Genomic DNA, 22,168 nt, shown 5'->3' with positions numbered 1-22,168 from the left:
CGACCGCTGGTGGGGCGGCAGGGCTGTACGGGCGGGGCGCATGCCGACCGCTGGTGGGGCGGCAGGGGCGGTGCAGGCGGGGCGCATGCCGACCGCTGGTGGGGCGGCAGGGGCGGTGCAGGCGGGGCGCATGCCGACCGCTGGTGGGGCGGCAGGGCTGTACGGGCGGGGCGCATGCCGACCGCTGGTGGGGCGGCAGGGGCGGTGCAGGCGGGGCGCATGCCGACCGCAGGTGAGGCGGCCCGGGCGATACGGTGAGCCGTATGCCCGAGACCCCCGCCCCGCCGCCCGTGATCCTCGGTGACGAGCCCGGTTCCTTCCCGCACGGCGTCCTGGCCGAACGGCATCCGGCGATCATCCGGCGGGTACGGGACGCCTTCCCCTACGACCCCGGTGTGCACGGCGCCCTCGACGGGCTGCTCGCGAGCTGTCTGAAGGGCGTGATCGAACCGCTGCCCGCCGACGCGCACGACGGCGGCCGCTGGCGGGACTGGGGCCTCGAGACCTACGTCGGCCGTTCCTGGTTCGACGTGCCCTGGCTGTGGTCGGAGAGCTACTTCTACCGCCTCCTCCTCCAGGCCGTCGGCCACTTCGGCCCCGGCCCCTGGCGGGGCATCGACCCGTTCCGCCCGTTCAAGCTCGCCGAGCTCGACGCGCGCGAGACCGGCGAGGAACTGGCCGTGCTCGACACCCTGCGGGACCGCCCGGCCGACGAGCGCGCCCGCGCCCTGCTGCACGGCTCGCTGTGGGGCAACCGTGCCGACCTCGGCTTCCGCCTGTCCGACGCCGACGCCGGGACACGGGCCGCGGTCCCCGCCCTGGTCGCCGACGACAGCGAGGCCCTGTGGTCGCTGCTGCCGGCCGGTCGGAACACCCCCGGCACCGTCTGTCTGATCGCCGACAACGCCGGCCGCGAACTGATCCCCGACCTCCTCCTCGCCGCCCATCTCCTCGCCCACGGCCACGCCGGCCGGGTCGTCCTGCACGTCAAGCCGTACCCGTACTACGTCTCCGACGCCACACCGGCCGACGTCGTGGACGCGCTCCGGAAGCTGACGGCCGCGCGGGGAGCGGCCGCCGCGTACGGTCGGCAGCTGTGGGCGGCGATGGCGGACGGCACCCTCACCCTCCGCGCCCATCCCTTCGCCGCCGCCCCGCTGCCGTTCGAGGCGATGCCGGACGACCTGCGCGCGGAGTTCGCCGCGGCCACCCTGACCCTCGTCAAGGGCGACCTCAACTACCGCCGTCTGGTCGGCGACCGGCTCTGGCCCCCGACCACACCCTTCGCCGACGTCACCGCCCACTTCCCCGGCCCGGTCGCGGCCCTGCGCACGCTCAAGTCCGACGTGATCACCGGCCTGACCGAGGAGACCGAGTCCGCCCTGGTCGCGGCGGAGGGGCAGCGCTGGCGGACGGGCGGTACGCATGCGCTGATCCAGGTGCGGGGCTGAGGAAGCCGCGCCGACGTCCGCGCAACCTCACGGCCCCGCATCGCAAGCCCTGCCGCCGGTTCACGCGATGGTGTGATCATGTGCCGCCGTACGGATGGCTCGCGGAACCCCCGGGTAGGGCCCCGGCCATGACGCAGCCGTTCGAACTCCCGCACTTCTACCTGCCGCACCCCGCGCGGCTGAACCCGCACGTCGAGGAGGCGCGCGCCCACTCCACGCGATGGGCGCGCGACATGGGCATGCTGGAGGGGTCCGGGATCTGGGACCAGGCCGACCTGGAGGCCCACGACTACGGCCTGCTCTGTGCCTACACCCACCCCGACTGCGACGGCCCCGCACTGTCGCTGATCACCGACTGGTACGTGTGGGTGTTCTTCTTCGACGACCACTTCCTCGACATGTTCAAGCGCACCCCGGACCGCGCCGCCGGCAAGGCCCACCTGGACCGGCTCCCGCTGTTCATGCCGCTGGACCTGTCCACACCCGTGCCCGAACCGCTCAACCCGGTCGAGGCGGGGCTGAAGGACCTGTGGGCGCGGACGGTGCCGGCCATGTCGCAGGACTGGCGCCGCCGTTTCGCCGTGGCGACGGAACACCTGCTCAACGAGTCGATGTGGGAGCTGTCCAACATCGACGAGGGGCGGATCGCCAACCCCGTCGAGTACATCGAGATGCGCCGCAAGGTCGGCGGCGCCCCCTGGTCGGCGGGGCTCGTGGAGTACGCGACCGCCGAGGTCCCCGCGTCCGCCGCCGGATCCAGGCCGCTGCGGGTGCTGATGGAGACCTTCTCCGACGCCGTCCACCTGCGCAACGACCTGTTCTCCTACCAGCGCGAGGTCCAGGACGAGGGCGAGAACAGCAACGGCGTGCTCGTCCTGGAGACCTTCTTCGGCTGCACCACCCAGGAGGCCGCCGACACCGTCAACGACATCCTCACCTCACGCCTCCACCAGTTCGAGCACACCGCCTTCACCGAGGTGCCCGCGCTCGCCCTGGACAAGGGCCTGCGGCCGGACGAGGTGGCCGCGGTCGCCGCGTACACCAAGGGCCTGCAGGACTGGCAGTCCGGCGGCCACGAGTGGCACCTGCGCTCCAGCCGCTACATGAACGAGGGCGCCACGTCCGCCGCGCCCTGGCAGAAGCTGACCGGCCCCGGCACCTCCGCCGCCGACGTCGTCGCGCTGCTGGCGTCCGCCGCCGCCGAACATCTGCGCGCGTACGCGCACGTGCCCTTCCAGAAGGTCGGCCCCTCGCTGTTGCCCGACTTCCACATGCCGTACCAGGTCCGCCTCAGTCCGCATCTGGAGGCGTGCCGCCCGCGGCTGACCGCCTGGATGCACCGCATGGGCATGCTGGGAGAGGGCGTCTGGGACGAGGACAGACTCGCCGCCTTCGACCTCCCGCTGTGCTCGGCCGGCCTCGATCCGGACGCGACACCCGAGGCCCTCGACCTCAGCGCCCAGTGGCTCGCCTGGGGCACCTACGGCGACGACTACTACCCGCTGGTCTTCGGCGGCCGTCGCGACCTGGTCGCGGCCCGTCTCACCACGGCCCGTCTGTCGGCCTGCATGCCCGTCGACGGCGAGCCGGCGCCCGTCGCCCCCGTCAACGCCATGGAGCGCGGCCTGACCGACCTGTGGGCCCGCACCACCGCCGGCATGACCCCGGACCAGCGGCGCACCCTGCGCGAGTCGGTCGACTCGATGACCGAGAGCTGGGTGTGGGAGCTGTCCAACCAGCTCCAGAACCGCGTCCCCGACCCCGTCGACTACCTGGAGATGCGCCGCGCCACCTTCGGCTCCGACCTCACCCTGAGCCTGTGCCGCATGGGCCAGGGCCCCGCCGTCCCGCCGGAGGTCTACGACAGCGGAGTCGTCCGCGCCCTGGAGAACGCGGCCGTGGACTACGCCTGCCTGACCAACGACGTCTTCTCGTACCAGAAGGAGATCGAGTACGAGGGCGAGATGCACAACGCGATCCTCGTCGTGCAGCACTTCTTCGGCTGCGACCACCCCACCGCGCTGGGCATCGTCCACGACCTGATGACCCAGCGGATGCAGCAGTTCGAGCATGTCGTCGCCCACGAACTGCCCGTTCTCTACGACGACTTCGAGCTGTCGGCCGAGGCCCGCGAGGCGATGGGGAACTATGTGACGGACCTGCAGAACTGGCTGGCGGGCATCCTGCACTGGCACCGCGAGGTGGACCGCTACAAGCCCGCCTACCTGGCCCGCCGCGCCCACGGCTTCCTCCCGGACCGCGCCCCGGCCGTACCCGTGCCCCAGCTGTCGGGTCACATGGGCTGACGCTGCTTCCGGGCGGCGTGCTCGACCGCGGCTCGTGCCAGTGCCCGCACGATCGGGTGCGGGCGCGAGCCGTCGCCGTACAGCTCGGGCTGGAAGAGGGAGGCCAGGAAGAAGGGGTGGCCCGGGAGTTCGACGATCCGGACGTGGCCGTCCTCGTCGTGCCCGGACAGACGCAGCCCGTGGGCGCGCAGGGAGTCGAGGTGACGGGAGGGTCCGTAGGCGCAGAAGTAGCGCTCGACCGTGCGCTCCGAGCCGATCACGGACTGGGCGAGCGAGCCCGGCTCGATCGTGACGACACCCTCGTGACCGACGAGCGAACAGGCCAGCGGTGCGATCAGGAAGTCGTCCGCGTCGGGGTCGTTCTCGGCGTGCGCCACCCGTGTGAGCCCGCAGACGTTCCGGGCGAACTCCAGCAGCGCGTGCTGGAAGCCCCCGCAGGTGCCGAGGAAGGGGATGCCCTCCTCGCGGGCCGTGCGGATCGCGGCCAGCACGCCCGCCTCACTGCGGTACGGGCTGCCCGGCAGCACCCACACCGCGTCGAAGCCGCGCACCGCGTCCTCGACGCCGGCGTCCTCGGACGGGATCCAGTAGGCGTCCAGGACCAGCCGGTCCCGGGCGGCGAGGGCGTCCAGCAGGAGCGGGACGCGGGTGTGCGAGACGACGTTGGGCGAGCGGTCGCCGACCAGGGCGACCTTGGCGGTCCGAGCCGCGGTTTCGGTCATGTCCCTCATCCTGGGCGCGACCACGAGTTCACGTCCAACGATGATTCCTGGACTCTCCATAAGCGTTGCTGATGAGACCCTTTCACCCATGGACCCGCACCTCCTGCGCACCTACGTCACCGTCGCCCGCCTCGCCTCCTTCTCCGAGGCCGCCCGGGAACTCGGCTACACCCAGTCGGCGGTCTCCCAGCACATCGCGGCCCTCGAACAGGACCTCGGCGCGCCGCTGCTCACCCGCCGCCCCGTCACGCCGACGCCGGCGGGCTGGGGGTCCCCCCACGCCGTTTAGGCAGTGGGGGAGGCTCCTGGAACACGCGGGCCCGCTGCTGCTGCGCCTGGACGCGGCACGCGCGGACGTCGTACGGATCGCCGCCGCGCCCGCGCACGGGCTGACCCTCGCCACCTCGCCGACCGCCCTGGGCCGGGCCGCCCTCGCCGCACTCCCGCCCGCCGGGGTGACCCTGCGCGTCCTCACCCGCGACGACGTCCCCGCCGCCGTCGCCGCAGGCACCGCAGACCTCGGCCTCGTGGACGGCCTGGCCGCGCCCAGCGACCCGCTCCGGCTGCCCGACGTGGCGCCGCTGACCACGTACGGCGTGGCCGAGGACGAGGTGTGCGTCCTGCTGCCCGCCGCCCATCCGCTGGCCCGCCGCAGCGGCCTGCGCCTCGGCGACCTCGCCGACGCACGCTGGCTCGACGCCCCCGACACGGCCCTCCCGCTGCCCCAGCTGCGCGCCGCGAACGGCGGCCACGGCTTCCGGCCCGCCCTGCGCTACGACGGCACCGACGTCCGCGTCCTGACCGCGCTGGCCGCCGCCGGCCATGGGCTGGCCCTGCTGCCCCGCCCGGCGGCCACCGGCGTCCCGGGCACGGTCGCCGTCCCGGTCACCGAGCCCCGGGTCGTCCACCGGACCGAACTCGTCCACGCCGGTACGCCGACGGGCGCGGCGGCCGCGCTGGTGACGGCGCTGTCCCCGCGCGGGTGAGGCGCCGGCGTACCGCTCCTGACCCTGAGTCAGTCTCACTCGTTCGTGGCACGTCGTGCGCCGGTGCGCCGGGTAGAGCACCAGCCGGAGGCGATCCATGGAACAGACTGCGTTGCGTCCCAAGCCCATGCCCGGCCGCGAACCCGGCGACGGAGCCGAACGGGGCGGCGGCCGAACCCGGCGCCCGCACGCCGCGCGCCGCCGCGGGCAACGGCTGACGACCCTGCTGTTCGGCCTGTTCGTCGGCGCGGTGCTGGTGCTGTCCGGCGTCGGGCTCGGCACGGTCGGGGCGACCGTGATCGGCATGAGCAGGCTGGCGGAGTTCCAGCGGGAGACGGGACGGGGCGGCGCCGCCCCGCCCTCCGCCGGCCCGGGCTCCGCCGGGCCGGCCGCCCCTTCGCCCGCGCCCGCCCGGGTCACCCTGGGCCTGGAGGCCGTGGACGCGGAACGGGCGGGCGCCCGGATCGTCGCCGTCCACGTCCCCGGCCCCGGGTACACCGCCGGCCTGGTGCGCGGGGACGTCCTGCTGGAGTTCGGCTCGACGAGGATCGACTCGGCGACGGACCTGGCGCGGGCGGTCGACAAGGCCCGGCCGGGGCGGGAGGTCACCCTGACCCTCCGTCATGAGGGTGGCGGCTACCAGCAGTTGGTGGTGGTGCCCGGCGTGGTCGTCTGAACTGCCAGGCGACCTGATGGATTGATCCCACGCAAGCATTGGATCTAATGGATTATCGACAGGCAGCCGTTAGCCCTCCCGGCAAACCACTGGTCACGGCAGACCCGGGCGGGCCACCATGAGGCCATGCCCAGCACCCTTCTCGCCTTCCTCGGCGCCTGCACCCTCGTCGCCGCCTCACCCGGACCCAGCACCGTGCTGATCATCAAGGAGTCGCTGCGCAGCCGCCGCTCGGGCTTCCTGACCGTGCTCGGCAACGAGACCGGCGTCTTCGTCTGGGGCGTCGTCGCCGCCTTCGGCCTGACCGCCCTGCTGGCGGCCTCCGAAGTGGCGTACGACGTGATGCGCGTCGTGGGCGCCGTGGTCCTCGTCTGGTTCGGCGTCCAGGCGCTGCGGCAGGCACGCCGCATGAAGAAGGACGGCGACGGGACGGACACCGCCGGCGGCCGGGAGACCGGCGGGCGGAGCGGCCGGGCCTCCTACCGCGCCGGACTGCTGCTGAACCTCGCCAACCCCAAGGCGGCCGTCTTCGCCCTGTCCTTCCTGCCGCAGTTCGTCCCGGAGGGCGCCCCGCACCTGCCGGCCATGGTGGGCCTCGCCGCCCTGTGGGCCGTGTACGAGGTGGGGTACTACGGCCTCTACGTCTGGTTCGTCGGGCGGATGAAGGCCGTGCTGTCCCGTGCCGGGGTGCGCCGGCGCCTGGAGCAGGTCTCCGGGGGCGTCCTGCTGCTCCTGGGCGTCCGCATGGCCCTGGAGAGCTGAGCCCGGACCCGTCTTCCGCCGAAAGCCGCGCGAATCGGCTCGCGCCGCCCCCGCTGTCCGGGCAGGATGCTGCCCGTAGTCATCGTCACCACTCAGGGAGACCCGGATGACCGGCACCGCCCCCTTCACCACCGACGACTACCGGGCCCGTATGGAACGGGCCGCGCGCGAGGCCGCCGACGCCGGGCTCGCCGGACTCCTCGTGGCGCCGGGACCCGACCTGGTGTGGCTCACCGGCTACACGCCCCCCGCGGCCACCGAACGGCTCACCCTGCTCGTCCTCGCCCCTGGCAGCGACCCCGTCCTCGTCGTCCCGGCCCTGGAGGCCCCCGACGCGGCGAAGGCGGCCGGCGCCCCCGCCCTCACCCTGCGGGACTGGACCGACGCCACCGACCCCTACGCCGCCACCGCCGCCCTGCTCGACGACGGCGGGCGGTTCGGCATCAGCGACAACGCCTGGGCGATGCACCTGCTGGCCCTGCAGAAGGTGCTGCCGGGCACCTCCTACGCCTCCCTCACCGAGGCCCTGCCGATGCTGCGGGCCGTCAAGGACGCGGCGGAGCTGGAGCTGATGGCGGCCGCGGGAGCCGCCGCGGACCGGGCGTTCGAGGAGATCCGGAAGGTCCCCTTCGGCGGCCGCCGGGAGTCCGAGGTCGGCGCCGAGCTGGCCGAGCTGCTGCGACGCTTCGGACATTCCCAGGTCGACTTCACCATCGTCGCCTCCGGGCCCAACGGCGCCAACCCGCACCACGAGGTCGGCGACCGCGTCATCGAACGCGGCGACATGGTCGTCCTCGACTTCGGCGGCCTCAAGGACGGCTACGGCTCCGACACCTCCCGCACCGTCCACGTCGGCGAACCGACCGACGAGGAACGCCGGGTCCACGACCTCGTCCGCGCGGCCCAGGAGGCCGGCTTCCGGGCCGTACGCCCTGGCGTCGCCTGCCAGGAGGTCGACCGGGCCGCCCGCGCGGTCATCGCCGACGCCGGGTACGGCGACTACTTCATCCACCGCACCGGCCACGGCATCGGCGTCACCACCCACGAGCCGCCCTACATGATCGAGGGCGAGGAACAGCCCCTCGTGCCCGGCATGTGCTTCTCCGTGGAGCCCGGTGTGTACCTGCCCGGCCGGTTCGGGGTACGCATCGAGGACATCGTCACCGTCACGGAGGACGGCGGCCGCCGCCTCAACGACACCACCCGCGAACTCGTCATAGTGGACTGAGAGCCCCCAGGAGCCCACCCTCAGGAGTCCGGCACCCACCCGAACGGCAACGGCGCGATCATGACCCAGGCACCGACACCCACCGCGGACATCGTCCGCCGACTGGTCCGCGCGCTCCTCAAGGAGGGCGACACGGGCGGCTCAGGGCCTCAGGTGCGGCCCGTCGCCGAGGAGGGCGAGCACTCCACCTGGTGGGTCGGCTCCCGCCATGTGCTGCGGCTCGCCCCCGACCGCGAGGCGACCGTCCGCCAGCGCCGCGAGCTGCGGCTGCGCGACCTCGTCCGCCCGCATGTGCCCGTCGCCGTGCCGACCGGCGTGGCGCACGGCGAATGGTCGCCCGGGCTGACCTACACCCTGGACACCAAGGTGCCCGGCGGCACCGCCGAGGAGCACGACGTGTCCGCGGTCGGGGAGGCCGACCTGGCCGGACTGCTCGGCGGGCTGCGCGAGGTGCCGTCCCGGCAGGCCGAGGCGCTCGGCGTGCCGCGCATCGCCCCGCGTTCCCTGGAGGCGCTGCGCCGCATGGCCGTGGCCGCCGCCGAAGCGCTCGCCCGCGCCGACGAGTTCGACCCCCTGCGCCTGAACCAGCTCACCCCGCCCGGCGCTGCCCAGCTCGCCGCGCAGCCCGCCACCGCCGTGCTCGTCCATCACCAGCTGCGCGGCGAGCACCTCGTGGTCAGCGCCGACGGCCGGGTGCGGGGCGTCCTCGACTGGACGGACGCGGTGATCGGCGACCCCGCCGAGGACATCGCCGGCCTCGCCCTCGCCGTCGGCTCCGGCGCCGCCGTCCGCGCCGCCACCCTCGCCGGTTACGGCGCCCGCCCCTGCCTGCGCGGCCTGTGGCTGGCCCGCTGCGACACCGTGATCCGCCTCGCCGACCGCCTGACCGGCCACGGCACGGTCCCCCTCGCCCTCCTGCGCGTCCAGCTCCGCCACGCCTGGGAGGCGATCCTGCTGGAGCGGGTGACGGAGTTCCGGGAGGACGAGGAGGGGTAGTGGAGCGTCTTTAGGGGCGCGGGGCCGTGTCGATGCGCGGCTCCGCCGCGTGGGCGCGACCAGCCACAACGCACCCGCACCCGGCAGACGACAGCGCGCACCACCCCGGCTGCCGCACCCGAGCTCACCCCGCCTCACTCCTGCAACAGCACCACACACGACTCCCCAGGCACATGCAGCAGCCCGTCCGCCCCCGGCACCTCCACCGGCTCCCACGCGGCGAGCACCCGCGCCGGACGCGGCCCCAACGGGATCGCCGCCGGCTCCTTGCCGAGGTTCACGGCCACCCGCACGTCCCCGCGCCGGAAGGCGAGCCAGCGAGCCCCGTCGTCGTGGGCGACCTTGATGTCGCCGAGGTCGGGGTCGGTCAGGTCCGGCTGGGCGTGGCGCAGCGCGATCAGCTCGCGGTACCAGGCCAGCACCCGCGCGTGCGGCTCCCGCTCCGGCTCGGACCAGTCCAGGCAGGAGCGGCCCCGCGTCGCCGGGTCCTGCGGATCCGGTACGTCCGCCTCGGCCCAGCCGTGCGCCGCGAACTCCCGCCGTCTGCCCCGCCGTACGGCCTCGGCGAGCTCGGGGTCGGTGTGGTCGGTGAAGTACTGCCAGGGCGTGCCCGCCGCCCACTCCTCGCCCATGAACAGCATCGGCGTGAACGGCGCGGTCAGCGTCAGCGCCGCCGCGCAGGCGAGCAGGCCGGGGGAGAGGGACGCGGACAGCCGGTCGCCCTGGGCGCGGTTGCCGACCTGGTCGTGGGTCTGGGAGTAGCCCAGCAGCCGGTGCGCGGGGACGCGGGCGCGGTCCAGCGGGCGCCCGTGGCGGCGGCCCCGGAAGCCGGAGTACGTGCCGTCGTGGAAGAAACCGCCGGTGAGGATCTTGGTGAGCGCGGCGAACGGATCGCGCGCGAAGTCGTCGTAGTAGCCCTGGGACTCACCGGTGAGCGCGGTGTGCAGGGCGTGGTGGAAGTCGTCGTTCCACTGGGCGTGCAGCCCGAGGCCGCCCTCGCGGCGGGGCGTGATCAGCCGCGGGTCGTTCAGGTCGGACTCGGCGATCAGGAACAGCGACCGGCCCGTCTCGGCGGCGAGGGCCTCCACGGCCGCCGACAGCTCCTCCAGGAAGTGGTACGCGCGCGTGTCGGCGAGCGCGTGCACCGCGTCCAGCCGCAGCCCGTCGATCCGGTAGTCCCGCAGCCACGCCAGCGCGCTGCCCAGCAGATACGCCCGCACCTCGTCCGAGCCCGGCGCGTCCAGATTGACGGCCGCGCCCCACGGCGTGTGGTGGCGTTCGGTGAAGTACGGGCCGAACTCGGGCAGGTAGTTGCCGGACGGGCCCAGATGGTTGTGTACGACGTCCAGGACCACGCCCAGACCGAGTTCGTGCGCCCGGTCGACGAACCGCTTCAGCGCCTCGGGACCGCCGTACGGCTCGTGCACGGCCCAGGGCGAGACCCCGTCGTACCCCCAGCCGTAGCGGCCCGGGAACGGGCACAGCGGCATCAACTCGACGTGCGTGATGCCCAGTTCGGCCAGATGCGTGAGGCGTTCGGCGGCCGCGTCCAGGGTGCCCTCGGGGGTGTACGTGCCCACGTGCAGCTCGTACAGGACCGCGCCCGGCAGGGGGCGCCCGGACCACGGCACGCGCCACGCGTACCGGCCCTGGTCGACGACCGCGCTCAGTCCGTCGGGGCCTTCCGGTTGGCGGCGCGAGCGCGGGTCGGGGCGGACCGGGCCGTCGTCCAGCGCGAAGCCGTACCGGGTGCCGTCCTCGGCCTCCGCCTCGCCGCTCCACCAGCCCGCACGCTCCGGATCGCGCTGCAACGCGCGCGTGACACCGTCGCACCGCAGCGCCACCCGGTCGGCCTGCGATGCCCACACCTCGAACTGCACGGACGGTTCCCCTTACGTCTGCTCACCGTGATGTAGCCGGGTCCATCGTGCTGCAAACGGCATCCATCCACCGAGGGAACACCCCCATCGCGGCGGGTGTCTTCGGCCACGCGCGGGTGCCGGCGTTTTTCCGTTTTCTGGACACCCGGGGTCCACTGACCGACAATCACCAGCGTGACGTCGTCTTTCGAGTTGAACCCTTCCCCCGCGCGGCTGTCCGACGCGGAGCGCGACAAGGCGCTGAAGGTGCTCCGTGACGGCGTCGCCATGGGCCGCCTGTCACACGACACGTTCGTGCGGCGCATGGAACTCGCCCTCGCCGCCCGCCGCTCCGACGAACTGGCCGCCCTCACCGCGGACCTGCCCAAGGAGAACCGCTTCGCGCGCGTGGTCTTCGGCACCGTCGAGGCCGTCTCCGGGTTCACCGTGCGGCTGCGCAGCGCCTGGCGGGCCGAGCGGCTGCCCAAGCTGCTGCTGCCGCATCCCGGCACCGAGCAGGCGCTGCGCATCGGCCGCGACCCCGTCAACGGGCTGCGGCTGACCCACGAGAGCGTCTCGCGCGTGCACGCCGAGCTCAGCCGCCAGGGCGGCATGTGGGTGCTGCGCGACCTCGGTTCCACCAACGGCACCACCGTCAACGGCCGCCGGGTCATCGGCGCGGCCGTCGTCCGGGAGGGTGACCAGGTCTCCTTCGGGAGGATGGCGTTCCGCCTCTCCGCGAACTGAACCGGCCTGCCCAAGTACCGGCGCGTACGGCGGTGTTGACGTACCCCTGCCCCATGACTCACTGTGCGTACACCAGACACGCCCGGTGAACCGACGGCGCCGCCCTGGAGGTGTGCCCTGCCGCCACTCCTCCGCTACCCGACCGTGGACGAACTCGCGGCCCGCGCCGCAGCCATCGCCGCCCGCCGCCCCCGGGACGCCAGACTGCGCCGTGTCGGGGTCTCCCGCGCCGGCACGCCGCTGTGGCTGCTCTCCGTCGGCCGGGGCACCCGCCAGGCCCTCGTCGTCGCCGGACCGCACGCCAACGAACCCGTCGGCGGCGCCACCGTCCTGCGGCTGGCCGAACGTGTCCTCGCCGACCCCCGGCTGACCGAGGGCGCCGACGCCACCTGGAACCTGCTGCTCTGCCTCGACCCCGACGGCCTGCGGCGCAACGAGGGCTGGCTGACCGGTCCCTACAGCCTCGGCCGCCACTTCCGGCACTTCTTCCGGCCCGGCTTCCTGGAACAGCCCGAGTGGCTGCCCGACGGGGCGGCCGCCGCCGCGCTCCCGGAGACCCGTGCGCTGCTCCGCCTCCAGGACGAACTGAAACCTTTCTTCCAGTGCTCGCTGCACGGCGTCGACGTCGGCGGCGGCTTCGTGGAACTCACCCGCGACCTGCCCGGCCTGGACCGCCGCATCGCACACACCGCCGCCCGCCTCGGCATCCCCCGCGAACTCGGACCGTACGACACCCTGTACTGGCCCAGCCTGGGACCCGCCGTCTACCGGATCCCGCCGCCGCACCCGGGCGACCTGGCCGCCGCCATCACCGAGGCCGCCGTCGAGTCGACCTGGTACCACCCCCACCGGCACGGCACCGTCACCGCGGTCGTCGAGGCGCCCATGTGGGGCGTGGCCGCCGTCGAGGACGGCTCGCCGCCCGCCGACCGGGACGCCGTGCTGCGCGCGGTGAGCGGCGCCCTGCGCCACGACACCCACGTGCTGGAACGTATCCTCACCCGGGTGCGGCCCCAACTGGGCGGTGCCCCCGACGCGGCCCGCCTGCTGGCGCCCGTCGACGACTACCTCCTGGTCTGCCCCGGACTCGCCGACGCCTGGGACCCCGACACCGCCGACCCCCACCGCCCGCTGCCGCCGCTCAGCACCGCCCATCTGACCGCCCTGCGCATCGCCGGCCGGCGCATCGCCGTCCGCACGGCGGGCCTGCTGCACCAGCTCGTCGTCGGCGCGGGCCGCGACCCGGCGGGTGTGCTGCCGGAGCTGGACGGGCTCATCGACCGGTGGTGCGCCGCCTACCAGGACGACTGCGAGGCCCGCTGGATCCCGGTCGCCCGCCAGGTCGAGTACCAGGCGCGGGTGGTGCTCGCCGCGTTCGAACTCGCCGGACGGCAGCGGGATGCCCCGCGTTCGGGTGAGCCGGACTGGGGAACCCATGCCGCCGTGCCGATGCACCGGGAATGAAGCACTTCTTCCCCACGACATCGGTGCGGCGTGCCCTGCCGGCCGCCGCCGCCCTCCTCCTCGCCGCCGGCGCCGCCCCCGCCCGGGCGGCCTCCCAGGATCCCGTCACCGGAGACTGGCTCCAGCTCTCTGTCACCCGGGACACCTCCCCGACCCGCGACACCCACGGCACACTGCTGCTGTGCGCCCCGCCCGAGGGCCACCGCCGCGCCGCCGAGGCCTGCGACCAGCTCGCCACGGCGAACGGCGACCTCCGCGCCTTCCCGGCGGCCAAGGACACCATCTGCACCCTCGTGTACGCCCCGGTGACGGTCCGCGCCAGCGGACGGTGGAACGGGCGTCCCGTCGAGTACGCCGAGACCTTCGGCAACGCCTGCGAGATGAAGGCCCGCACGGGCGCGGTGTTCGCACTGGACGAAGCGGAGACCGCGGGCGCGGTGGCACCCGGGGCGTGATCCCGACGCACGCGCGCGTGCCGGCCGGGAGGGCGGTGCGGGCACGCGCGTGTGCCCGACCCCGCCCTCGCGTGCCTCATGCCGCCCCCTCGCGCGCGTGCAGCGCCGCTGCGACGACCGTGCGGCTCTGGTGCTCGACCTGGTGCTCCAGCGGCACCCAGCGGGCGCGGAAGCGGACGGCGAAGGCGTCGCTCCACGTCTCGACGAGCTGTTCGAGACGCGGGGCCGCGTGGTCGTCGCTCTCCTGCAGGACCCGCCACAGCATCGCCGCGGCCCTGAGCGGCAGCCGCCGGGCGAAGGCGTCCACACTGCCGACGTACGCCATCGTCGTGTCGGCCGGCGGGGTGTGGGTCCAGTCCGCGGCCAGCCCCGGCACCAGCTCCAGCGCCCACCTGGCCGCCCGCAGCAGCGGCCCGTCGACGCCGTCGAGGCGCGGCAGCGCCTCCGCGAGCACGCGCTCCACCTCACGCGAGTCCCGCAGCAGCCGCTCCGCCAGCCGCCGGATCGCGGCGGCCGGCGCGGGATGCGGGGCCGGGTCGTCCACCAGGTCGCTCGCCCACATCGGCACCTCCACCACCGCGGTCAGCCCGCCGTAGCGATGGGCGTGGTACCAGGTGCTGTGCCGGGCGTCGTCCGGCATGCTCGGGTACGCCGCGCCCGCGTCGGCGTCCGGCATCACATGCACCCCGGGACCGGACGTCGGCCAGCCCGCCGCGTCGGAGGCGCCGGTCTCCACCGGGATGTGCAGCTGCGCCGCGGACTTCCCGAACGGTTCGGCGAGCCCCGGGATGTCCTTCGTCAGCTGCACCCAGCTGCCGCCCAGATCGGTGCCGTGCAGGGTCACCTGCAGGTAGGGCCGTAGCTCGTCGATGACCCGCGTCAGCGCGCGCGTCTCCGGCGGCAGCCGGTCGGGCGGCAGCACGGCGGGCGACCACTCCGGCTGCTCCGGGCCCGCCGGCCGGAAGAACCCGAGGTGGTACTCCAGCAGGCTGCGCGGCGCGGGCGTCACATGCAGACTCGCCCCGTCCGGGTCCGCGCACAGCAGGAAGTGCCAGGAGGTGCCGGTCCGTAACTCCCGCTCGTGCAGCACCCGTTCGGCGAGTGCCAGCAGGGTCGGACCGCCGGTCGGCTCGTTGGCGTGGGCGCCCGCGACGACGAGCACGGCCCGTCGCGCGCTCCCCACGGACAACAGATGCAGGGGTCGGCCCGCACGGGAGAGCCCCACCTGCCGCAGGGCACACAGACCGGGGTGTCGCACGGCCAGGGCCCGGGCGGAGGAGGTCAGTTCGGTCACCGTGGGGTAGCGCAGCACCGGCAGGAGACTCACCCCCGTATGTCCGACCGGCTTCGCTCTCCGCAGTACCCCACGGACTGTGTGAACTGTCAAGAATGCCCCCGGGAGCCGCCCGGGGGCGCCCGGAAGCGCCCACCGGCGGACACGGACAAGGCCCCGACCGCCGCGCGCCCGTCCCACCGGCCCGCCGCCCGCCCATGCCCCCGGCACCGACCGCGCGACCACTCAGTGGTGTTCGTCCGCGCGCTCCAGCAGCACCACCGGCTGCCGGGCGAAGAGTTCCGCCACGCGTGCGTGTCCCTCGAAGCGCCGCTCCGGGGCCAGGACGTCGGCCCACCGCCCCGGTGGCAACGGCAGTCGGGTGTCCCGCCAGCCGCCGGCCTCCGCCAGCCGCAGGGACAGCCGGGTGACGGCCGTGACCGCCTCGCCGGAGCGCGCGAACGCCAGGCAGTGCTGCGCGGCCGGTCCCTCGGCGGTGAGCGGCTCGTACGTCGCCGCGGTCCCGAAGGCGTCGGGCCGGCGCCGGCGCAGCCGCAGCGCGGCCCCGGTCAGCTCGGCCTTGGGGCCGGGGTCCTCGGGCGGGAACCGTACGGGACGCCGGTTGTCCGGGTCCACCAGGGCGAGGTAGTCGCCCTCCGTGCCCTGGTAGACGTCCGGCACCCCCGGCATCGTGAGATGCACCAGCGCCGTACCGAGCACGTTGGCCCGGATGTGCGGCTCCAGCGCGTCACGCAGGGCCGCCACCCGCGCGCCGGGCGCCCCGCACGGCCCCGCCGCGACGAACGCGGCCACCGCCTCCTCGTACGGCGGCTCCTGCTCCGTCCAGCTCGTGTACAGGCCCGCCTCGCGCGCGTGCTTGAGCAGTGCCTCCTGGACGCGCTCGGGGGCCGCCGGGCCGAGTCCGAAGACCGTCTGCCAGGCCGCCCACGCCAGCTGCCCGTCCGGCACCTCCTCCTCCGCGCGCGTGGCCTCCTCCAGGACCTCCCCCCAGCGGCCCGGGCACTCGGTGAGCACGGCCAGCGCGGCCCGTACGTCGGCGCTGCGCTTGGTGTCGTGCGTCGACACGACCGTGCCGGCGGCCGGCCAGTCGCGCTGCACGCGTGCGCAGTACGCGTGGAAGTCCTCCGGGGACACCCACGGGCGGCCCGGCTCGCCGCCCACCTCGTTCGCCGCGAGCAGCGGCACGTACCGGTAGAACGCCGTGTCCTCCATCGACTTGGCGCGCAACGCGGACGCGGTCTGCGCGAACCGGTCCCGGAACTCCGCGCGCCGGGGCCCCTCCCCGCCGAGCACCAGCGCGCGCACCACGTCGACCGCGCCCGCCTCCTCCGGCACCACGAACGCGTGCCGGGCCTGGGCCGCCGCCTCCTCGGTGACCACGGCGGCCGCGTCGCCCGAGGCGTACGGCCGGTAGACCTCCATCCGCACCAGCAGCTCCTCCAGTGCCGTGCGCAGCGCCCACGGCGCCCGGTCGCGCAGGGCCGGGTCCGGGGCGCTCGCGCACACCCGGGACGCGAGCCGGGTCAGCCGGTCCAGCTCGGCGGCCAGCTCGTGCCTGAGCACCTCGTACGCCGCCCGTCGCGCGGTCGCCGCCCAGTCGCCGCCGCGGTCCGTCTGCGGGGCCGCGAAGCGCCGGTAGAGGGCCAGCAGGTCCCGGGCTCCCGCGGGGTCCGTGAAGAGGCCGTCCACGCGGCGCAGGGCGTCGTAGCCGGTGGTGCCGGCCACGGGCCAGGAGTCCGGCAGCCGCTCGTCGTCCGCGAGGATCTTCTCGACGACCGTCCAGCGGCCCCCCGTGGCCTCGTGCAGCCGCTCCAGATAGCCGTCGGGGTCGGCGAGGCCGTCCGGGTGGTCGATCCGCAGACCGTCGAACACGCCCTCGTGCAGCAGCTGGAGGATCTTGCCGTGGGTCGCCTCGAAGACCTCCGGGTCCTCCACCCGCACCCCGATCAGCTCCGAGATGCTGAAGAACCGCCGGTAGTTCAGCTCGGTGCGGGCCAGCCGCCACCACACCGGCCGGTACCACTGGGCGTCCAGCAGCCGCGGCAGCGGCAGCTCCTCGGTGCCCTCGCGCAACGGCAGGACATGGTCGTAGTAGCGCAGCACACCGCCGTCCACCCGCAGGTGCTCCAGCTCGGCGCCGACGGGACCGCCGAGCACCGGGACGAGCAGCCGGCCGTCCCGTGCCTCCCAGTCGATGTCGAACCAGCGCGCGTACGGCGACTTCGGGCCCTCCCGCAGCACCTCCCACAGGGGGCGGTTGTGGCGCGGGACCATCGCCATGTGGTTCGGCACGATGTCCACGACCAGCCCGAGCCCGTGCTCCCGCGCGGTGCGCGCCAGCGCCCGCAGCCCCTCCTCACCGCCCAGCTCCGCGCGCACACGCGCGTGGTCCACGACGTCGTAGCCGTGCAGGGAACCCGGTACGGCCTCCAGGACCGGTGACAGATGCAGATGCGAGACGCCGAGCGAGGCCAGGTACGGCACGGCGGCCGCCGCGGCCGCGAACGGGAACGCGGGCTGCAGCTGCAGCCGGTAGGTGGCCGTGGGCGGACGGGAAGCGGGGCGCGCAGGGGTCATGAGAACCTACGTACCCGCCCTGCCCCCTTTCGTGTCACCGCCGTCACCGGGCGGGCGCTCAGGCCGGCCGCTGCAGCACCGTCATGCTCCGGTCCACCAGCGTCAGCCGGTCCCCGGCCTGCACCTTGCGGCCCCCGCCCTGCGCGACCGCCTCCGGGTCGGCGGTGTCCACCACCACCTGCCACTGCCGCCCGTGGTCCACCGGCACCAGGAACTCCAGCTCCTTCGGCGACGCGTTGAACAGCAGCAGGAAGGAGTCGTCGCTGATCCGCTCCCCGCGCGGGCCCGGCTCCGAGATCGCGTTGCCGTTGAGGAACACCGACAGCGCCGAGGCCTGCGCCCGCTCCCAGTCCCGCTGGGTCATCTCCTTGCCCTCCGGGGTGAACCAGGCGATGTCCGACAGCTCGTCGTGGGTGCCCTCCACGGGCCGCCCGTGGAAGAAGCGCCGCCGCCGGAAGACGGGGTGCTCCCGGCGCAGCCGCGTCAACGCGCGCGTGAAGTCCAGCAGCTCGCTGCCCGGCTCCTCGGCGTCCGGCCACGCCACCCACGCCAGCTCGCTGTCCTGGCAGTAGGCGTTGTTGTTGCCCCGCTGGGTGCGCCCGAACTCGTCCCCGTGGCTGATCATCGGCACGCCCTGGGACAGCAGCAGCGTGGCGATGAAGTTGCGCATCTGCCGGCCGCGCAGCCCCAGCACCCCGGGGTCGTCGGTCTCGCCCTCCACCCCGCAGTTCCAGGACCGGTTGTGGCTTTCGCCGTCCCGGTTGTCCTCCCCGTTGGCCTGGTTGTGCTTGTCGTTGTACGCCACGAGGTCGTGCAGGGTGAACCCGTCGTGGCAGGTCACGAAGTTGATCGAGGCCAGCGGGCGGCGGCCGTCGTCCTGGTAGAGGTCGGAGGAGCCGGTCAGCCGGGAGGCGAACTCCGCGAGCGTGCGCTGCTCGCCCCGCCACAGGTCGCGCACGGTGTCGCGGTACTTGCCGTTCCACTCCGTCCACAGCGGCGGGAAGTTGCCCACCTGGTAGCCGCCCTCGCCCACGTCCCACGGCTCGGCGATCAGCTTCACCTGGGAGACGACCGGATCCTGCTGCACCAGGTCGAAGAACGACGACAGCCGGTCCACCTCGTGGAACTGCCGGGCCAGGGTCGCCGCGAGGTCGAAGCGGAACCCGTCCACGTGCATCTCGGTCACCCAGTACCGCAACGAGTCCATGATCATCTGCAGGACGTGCGGGGACCGCATCAGCAGCGAGTTGCCGGTGCCCGTGGTGTCCATGTAGTAGCGGGGATCCTCCGCCAGCCGGTAGTAGCGCTGGTTGTCGATGCCCCGGAAGGACAGCGTCGGCCCCAGGTGGTTGCCCTCGGCGGTGTGGTTGTAGACCACGTCGAGGATCACCTCGATCCCCGCCTCGTGCAGGGCCCGCACCGCCGACTTGAACTCCAGCACCTGCTGGCCGCGGTCGCCCCAGGAGGCGTAGGCGTTGTGCGGGGCGAAGAAACCGATCGTGTTGTAGCCCCAGTAGTTGTTCAGGCCCATGTCGACCAGCCGGTGGTCGTTGACGAACTGGTGCACCGGCATCAGCTCCAGCGCCGTCACCCCGAGCTTGGTCAGGTGTTCGATGATCGCCGGGTGCGCGAGAGCCGCGTAGGTGCCGCGCAGTTCCTCCGGCAGCCCCGGATGGCGCATCGTCAGGCCCTTCACATGGGCCTCGTAGATCACCGTGCGGTGGTACTCGGTGCGCGGCAGCCGGTCGTCGCCCCAGTCGAAGTACGGGTTGACCACCACCGAGGTCATCGTGTGCGGCGCGGAGTCGAGGTCGTTGCGCCGGTCGGGGGAGCCGAAGGGATAGCCGTACACCTCCTCGCCCCAGCGGACCGCGCCGCCGACCGCCTTCGCGTACGGGTCGAGCAGCAGCTTCGCCGAGTTGCAGCGCAGCCCGCGCGCGGGATCGTACGGACCGTGCACCCGGAAGCCGTAGCGCTGCCCGGGCATGACGCCGGGCAGGTACGCGTGCCGGACGAACGCGTCGCTCTCCCGCAGTTCCACCGCCGTCTCCGAGCCGTCGTCGTGCAGCAGACACAGCTCTACTCGGTCCGCGGCCTCCGTGAAGACCGCGAAGTTCGTGCCGGCGCCGTCGTACGTGGCACCGAGGGGGTACGCCTCTCCAGGCCAGACCTGCATGAAACGACTCTTTCAGGTGTGCCGCCGCGCCGGGGGCGCCTTGCCGTCGAGTCTCCCGGAAAGTAATGGAACCACCTGCGCCTTACGCCCCTCTTACCTGTCGACCAGCGCATACGCCGGCATACGGCGCATGACGAATCAGTGGGGCAGATCAACGTACTCCCGGGCAACAGGGGGAGTAGGGGGCAATTGTGCGCACGACAGTGCGTCGCCACCTGGGCAAGGTGGTGGCGGGTACGGCCATCGCGGTGGCCGCGACAGCCGTGATGGTCGCGATCACCCTGCCGGGCACGGCGGGGGCGGACGACAAGGGAGGCAGCGGGACCGGACAGAGCGCCGGGCAGGCGGCCGCCGCCGGCGACAGCGGCTCGGTGCCGGCGGGCGTCGTCGAGGCCGCGCCGGACGAGGGCGACAAGGGCGTGGGCGGCGACCCGCTCACCGACGACGAGATGCAGCGGGCCGAGCGCCTCGCGCTCAGCCGTCAGCAGTTCAACGCCGGCCAGAACGTCGAGGGCGAGCGCGGCCCGCAGAACCTGGGCGTGGAGCTCGCCGCTCCCGACGCCGACGAACTCGACGACCCGGACGCGCCCCGGCGCGCCGAGGTGACGTTCTACGACTACAAGAACGACACGGTCGTCACCAAGACCGTCAACCTCGACACCGGCAAGGTCGAGAACACCGGCACCCAGCGCGGCGTCCAGCCGCCGCTGAGCCCTGCCGAACAGGACGAGGCGGCCCGCGTCCTCATCGCCGACCCGCTCGGCGCCGGCCTGAAGGCCGACTACAAGGACGCCACCGGCAAGGAACTCACCTCTCCGGACCAGCTGGAGCTGTCCAGCATGATCTACCACTCGGTGCCGGGCGCCCAGCCGGCCGCACTCGACAAGTGCGGCGAGCAGCGCTGCGGACGGCTGCTGCTGAAGGCGAAGAACGGCCCCTGGATCGACACCCGGTCCCTGGTGATCAACCTGAGCACCGGCAAGGTCACGAGGCTCGACGGCTGACACGGCCCGCACGTCCACTTTTCCCAACCGCCATCTCCTGCCAGGGAGTCATGTCCTCATGCGCGTCACCAGAATGAGCCGTACCCAGAAGGGGGCGGCCGTCGGCCTGTCCCTGGCCGCGCTGGCCGCCGGCGCGACCGCCGGGGCCGGCCCCGCCGTCGCCCAGCCGAAGACCGCCCCCGCGGCGGCGGCCGCCGCCGACTGCAGCGCCGCCTACCGCATCGAACAGAAGCTCTCCACCGGCACCACCTGGCGCATGTGCTGGCGCTTCGAGGCCAAGTCCGGGCTCGTCCTGGAGAAGGTCACCTACCAGCCGCCCGGCGAGACCAAGCCGATCCGCGTGCTGACCAGCGCCAAGATCGCCCAGATCCATGTGCCGTACGACGACGGCAAGGCCGAGTACAACGACGTCACCGACTACAACTTCGGCTCCGGGCTGGTCAATCTGGCCCCCGCCGAGTGCCCCGGCGGCACCATCAAGACCATCAAGGTCCCGCAGCCCGGCGAGCCCAGCACGAACGTCAAGGGCATGTGCACCACGACCCGTTCGCGCGGCCACGCCTACCGCATGCAGGCCGACAACAACAAGGTCTACCAGGCCCAGGGCAAGGACCTGCTGATCTACACGGTCAACAAGGTCGGCTGGTACGAGTACATGACCGAGTGGCGCTTCTCCGACGACGGCACGGTCAACATGAACGTCGGCGCCACCGGCAGCCTCTCGCCCTTCGACTACGACGCCGGCGACGGCCGCGGCTGGCCCATAGGCAAGGGCGCCAAGGCCTACGCCACGAGCCACAGCCACAACGTCTTCTGGCGGCTCGACTTCGGCCTGGACGGCTCCTCCGCCAACAAGATCGAGCAGTACGACTCGGTGGTCAGCGCCCCCGCGAGCGGCCAGCAGGGCCCGACCAACAAGACCACCCGCACCCCCGTCACCAAGGAACTCGCGGGCGACGCCAAGAACATGCGCTGGTGGCGCGTGGTCAGCAACATCGGCAAGAACAAGGACGGGCACGCGCGCAGCTACGAACTCGTCCCCGGCGCCACCACCAAGTACCCGGGACGCAGCTTCACCAAGCACGACGTCTACTTCACCGAGTACAACAAGTGCGAGATGTACGCCACCAACAACCCCCTCAACTGCGGTACGGGACACCCGAAGGCCGTCGACGGCTGGGTGAACGGGCAGACCCTCAAGCACCCCGTGGCCTGGGTGAACGTGGGCTTCCACCACGTCGCGCGCGACGAGGACCAGCAGCCCATGCCGGTCCACTGGCAGGGCTTCTCCATCGCCCCGAGGGACGTCACGGCCATGAATCCGCTCACGCCGCCGGCGCTCAAGGGGGAGAACGGCGACCCGTTCCCCGACAGTTGAGAAACGACCTGCCCATCCGGCTGCACCGCTGACCGGTCCCGGAGTACCCTTCCTTGATCGTTGAGACGGGGAGAGCTCAACGGAGCG

The 22,168-nt window shown here is 73.4% G+C and carries 16 protein-coding genes and 1 pseudogene; 12 read left to right on the top strand and 5 right to left on the bottom strand.

Annotated features, from left to right (window positions below):
* Nucleotides 1-263: 263 nt before the first annotated feature.
* Both ACIRF9_RS11500 and cyc2 read left to right on the top strand, forming a co-directional pair.
* Nucleotides 264-1,451, top strand: coding sequence for a damage-control phosphatase ARMT1 family protein (locus tag ACIRF9_RS11500; protein ID WP_403819337.1), 1,188 nt, complete (start codon nucleotides 264-266; stop codon nucleotides 1,449-1,451).
* 128 nt (nucleotides 1,452-1,579) lie between these two features.
* On the top strand, nucleotides 1,580-3,757 hold the full coding sequence (gene cyc2 / locus ACIRF9_RS11495) for a germacradienol/geosmin synthase Cyc2 (RefSeq protein WP_403819336.1): 2,178 nt from the start codon (nucleotides 1,580-1,582) through the stop codon (nucleotides 3,755-3,757).
* On the opposite strand, the gene ACIRF9_RS11490 is transcribed toward cyc2, so the two are convergent.
* Complete coding sequence (locus ACIRF9_RS11490) at nucleotides 3,745-4,479, bottom strand: hypothetical protein (RefSeq protein ID WP_403819334.1); 735 nt, start codon at nucleotides 4,477-4,479, stop codon at nucleotides 3,745-3,747. The two genes, cyc2 and ACIRF9_RS11490, sit on opposite strands and share 13 nt — an antisense overlap.
* 88 nt (nucleotides 4,480-4,567) lie before the next feature.
* On the opposite strand from ACIRF9_RS11490, the pseudogene ACIRF9_RS11485 reads away from it, so the two are divergent.
* From ACIRF9_RS11485 to ACIRF9_RS11465, 5 genes and pseudogenes are all read left to right on the top strand, one after another.
* Nucleotides 4,568-5,465: pseudogene (locus ACIRF9_RS11485) on the top strand (LysR family transcriptional regulator).
* Between the two features lie 97 nt (nucleotides 5,466-5,562).
* Nucleotides 5,563-6,141, top strand: coding sequence for a PDZ domain-containing protein (locus ACIRF9_RS11480; RefSeq protein WP_403819332.1), 579 nt, complete (start codon nucleotides 5,563-5,565; stop codon nucleotides 6,139-6,141).
* A gap of 126 nt (nucleotides 6,142-6,267) precedes the next feature.
* Entirely contained in the window at nucleotides 6,268-6,903 is a 636-nt protein-coding gene (locus tag ACIRF9_RS11475; protein WP_403819330.1) for a LysE family translocator, read from the top strand.
* Between the two features lie 106 nt (nucleotides 6,904-7,009).
* Complete coding sequence (locus ACIRF9_RS11470) at nucleotides 7,010-8,131, top strand: aminopeptidase P family protein (RefSeq protein ID WP_403819328.1); 1,122 nt, start codon at nucleotides 7,010-7,012, stop codon at nucleotides 8,129-8,131.
* A gap of 60 nt (nucleotides 8,132-8,191) precedes the next feature.
* Nucleotides 8,192-9,127, top strand: coding sequence for an aminoglycoside phosphotransferase family protein (locus tag ACIRF9_RS11465; RefSeq protein ID WP_403819326.1), 936 nt, complete (start codon nucleotides 8,192-8,194; stop codon nucleotides 9,125-9,127).
* A gap of 134 nt (nucleotides 9,128-9,261) precedes the next feature.
* Here the strand turns inward: ACIRF9_RS11465 and treZ are convergent, their stop codons facing one another.
* On the bottom strand, nucleotides 9,262-11,007 hold the full coding sequence (treZ, locus tag ACIRF9_RS11460; protein WP_403819324.1) for a malto-oligosyltrehalose trehalohydrolase: 1,746 nt from the start codon (nucleotides 11,005-11,007) through the stop codon (nucleotides 9,262-9,264).
* Between the two features lie 174 nt (nucleotides 11,008-11,181).
* Here treZ and ACIRF9_RS11455 point away from each other — a divergent pair, with 174 nt between their 5' ends.
* The 3 genes from ACIRF9_RS11455 to ACIRF9_RS11445 all read left to right on the top strand — a co-directional run bounded on the left by ACIRF9_RS11455 (nucleotide 11,182) and on the right by ACIRF9_RS11445 (nucleotide 13,652).
* Nucleotides 11,182-11,733, top strand: coding sequence for an FHA domain-containing protein (locus tag ACIRF9_RS11455; protein WP_403819322.1), 552 nt, complete (start codon nucleotides 11,182-11,184; stop codon nucleotides 11,731-11,733).
* A gap of 144 nt (nucleotides 11,734-11,877) precedes the next feature.
* The gene (locus ACIRF9_RS11450) at nucleotides 11,878-13,197 is read left to right on the top strand and encodes a M14 family zinc carboxypeptidase (protein ID WP_403819320.1); all 1,320 of its coding nucleotides are present in this window, start codon (nucleotides 11,878-11,880) and stop codon (nucleotides 13,195-13,197) included.
* Nucleotides 13,194-13,652, top strand: a complete 459-nt coding sequence (locus ACIRF9_RS11445) for an SSI family serine proteinase inhibitor (protein WP_403819318.1) — start codon at nucleotides 13,194-13,196, stop codon at nucleotides 13,650-13,652. The genes ACIRF9_RS11450 and ACIRF9_RS11445 overlap by 4 nt, the downstream gene beginning before the upstream one ends.
* Before the next feature lie 76 nt (nucleotides 13,653-13,728).
* Here ACIRF9_RS11445 and ACIRF9_RS11440 read toward each other — a convergent pair whose 3' ends face one another.
* The 3 genes from ACIRF9_RS11440 to glgX all read right to left on the bottom strand — a co-directional run bounded on the left by ACIRF9_RS11440 (nucleotide 13,729) and on the right by glgX (nucleotide 19,699).
* Nucleotides 13,729-14,979, bottom strand: a complete 1,251-nt coding sequence (locus tag ACIRF9_RS11440; RefSeq protein WP_403819316.1) for a M14 family zinc carboxypeptidase — start codon at nucleotides 14,977-14,979, stop codon at nucleotides 13,729-13,731.
* 192 nt (nucleotides 14,980-15,171) lie between these two features.
* Entirely contained in the window at nucleotides 15,172-17,523 is a 2,352-nt protein-coding gene (gene treY, locus ACIRF9_RS11435; RefSeq protein ID WP_403819314.1) for a malto-oligosyltrehalose synthase, read from the bottom strand.
* A 58-nt stretch (nucleotides 17,524-17,581) separates the two neighbouring features.
* Nucleotides 17,582-19,699, bottom strand: coding sequence for a glycogen debranching protein GlgX (glgX, locus tag ACIRF9_RS11430; RefSeq protein ID WP_403819312.1), 2,118 nt, complete (start codon nucleotides 19,697-19,699; stop codon nucleotides 17,582-17,584).
* A 191-nt stretch (nucleotides 19,700-19,890) separates the two neighbouring features.
* On the opposite strand from glgX, the gene ACIRF9_RS11425 reads away from it, so the two are divergent.
* Nucleotides 19,891-20,703: a Tat pathway signal sequence domain protein gene (locus ACIRF9_RS11425; protein ID WP_403819310.1), complete on the top strand. Its 813-nt coding sequence runs from the start codon at nucleotides 19,891-19,893 to the stop codon at nucleotides 20,701-20,703.
* Nucleotides 20,704-20,761: 58 nt separating this feature from the next.
* Nucleotides 20,762-22,081, top strand: a complete 1,320-nt coding sequence (locus ACIRF9_RS11420; protein ID WP_403819308.1) for a copper amine oxidase — start codon at nucleotides 20,762-20,764, stop codon at nucleotides 22,079-22,081.
* Nucleotides 22,082-22,168: the final 87 nt, after the last annotated feature.

The sequence above is a fragment of the Streptomyces sp. NPDC096132 genome (assembly GCF_044763345.1).
Taxonomy (GTDB): domain Bacteria; phylum Actinomycetota; class Actinomycetes; order Streptomycetales; family Streptomycetaceae; genus Streptomyces.
This window is presented reverse-complemented; position numbering and strand designations above follow the sequence as displayed.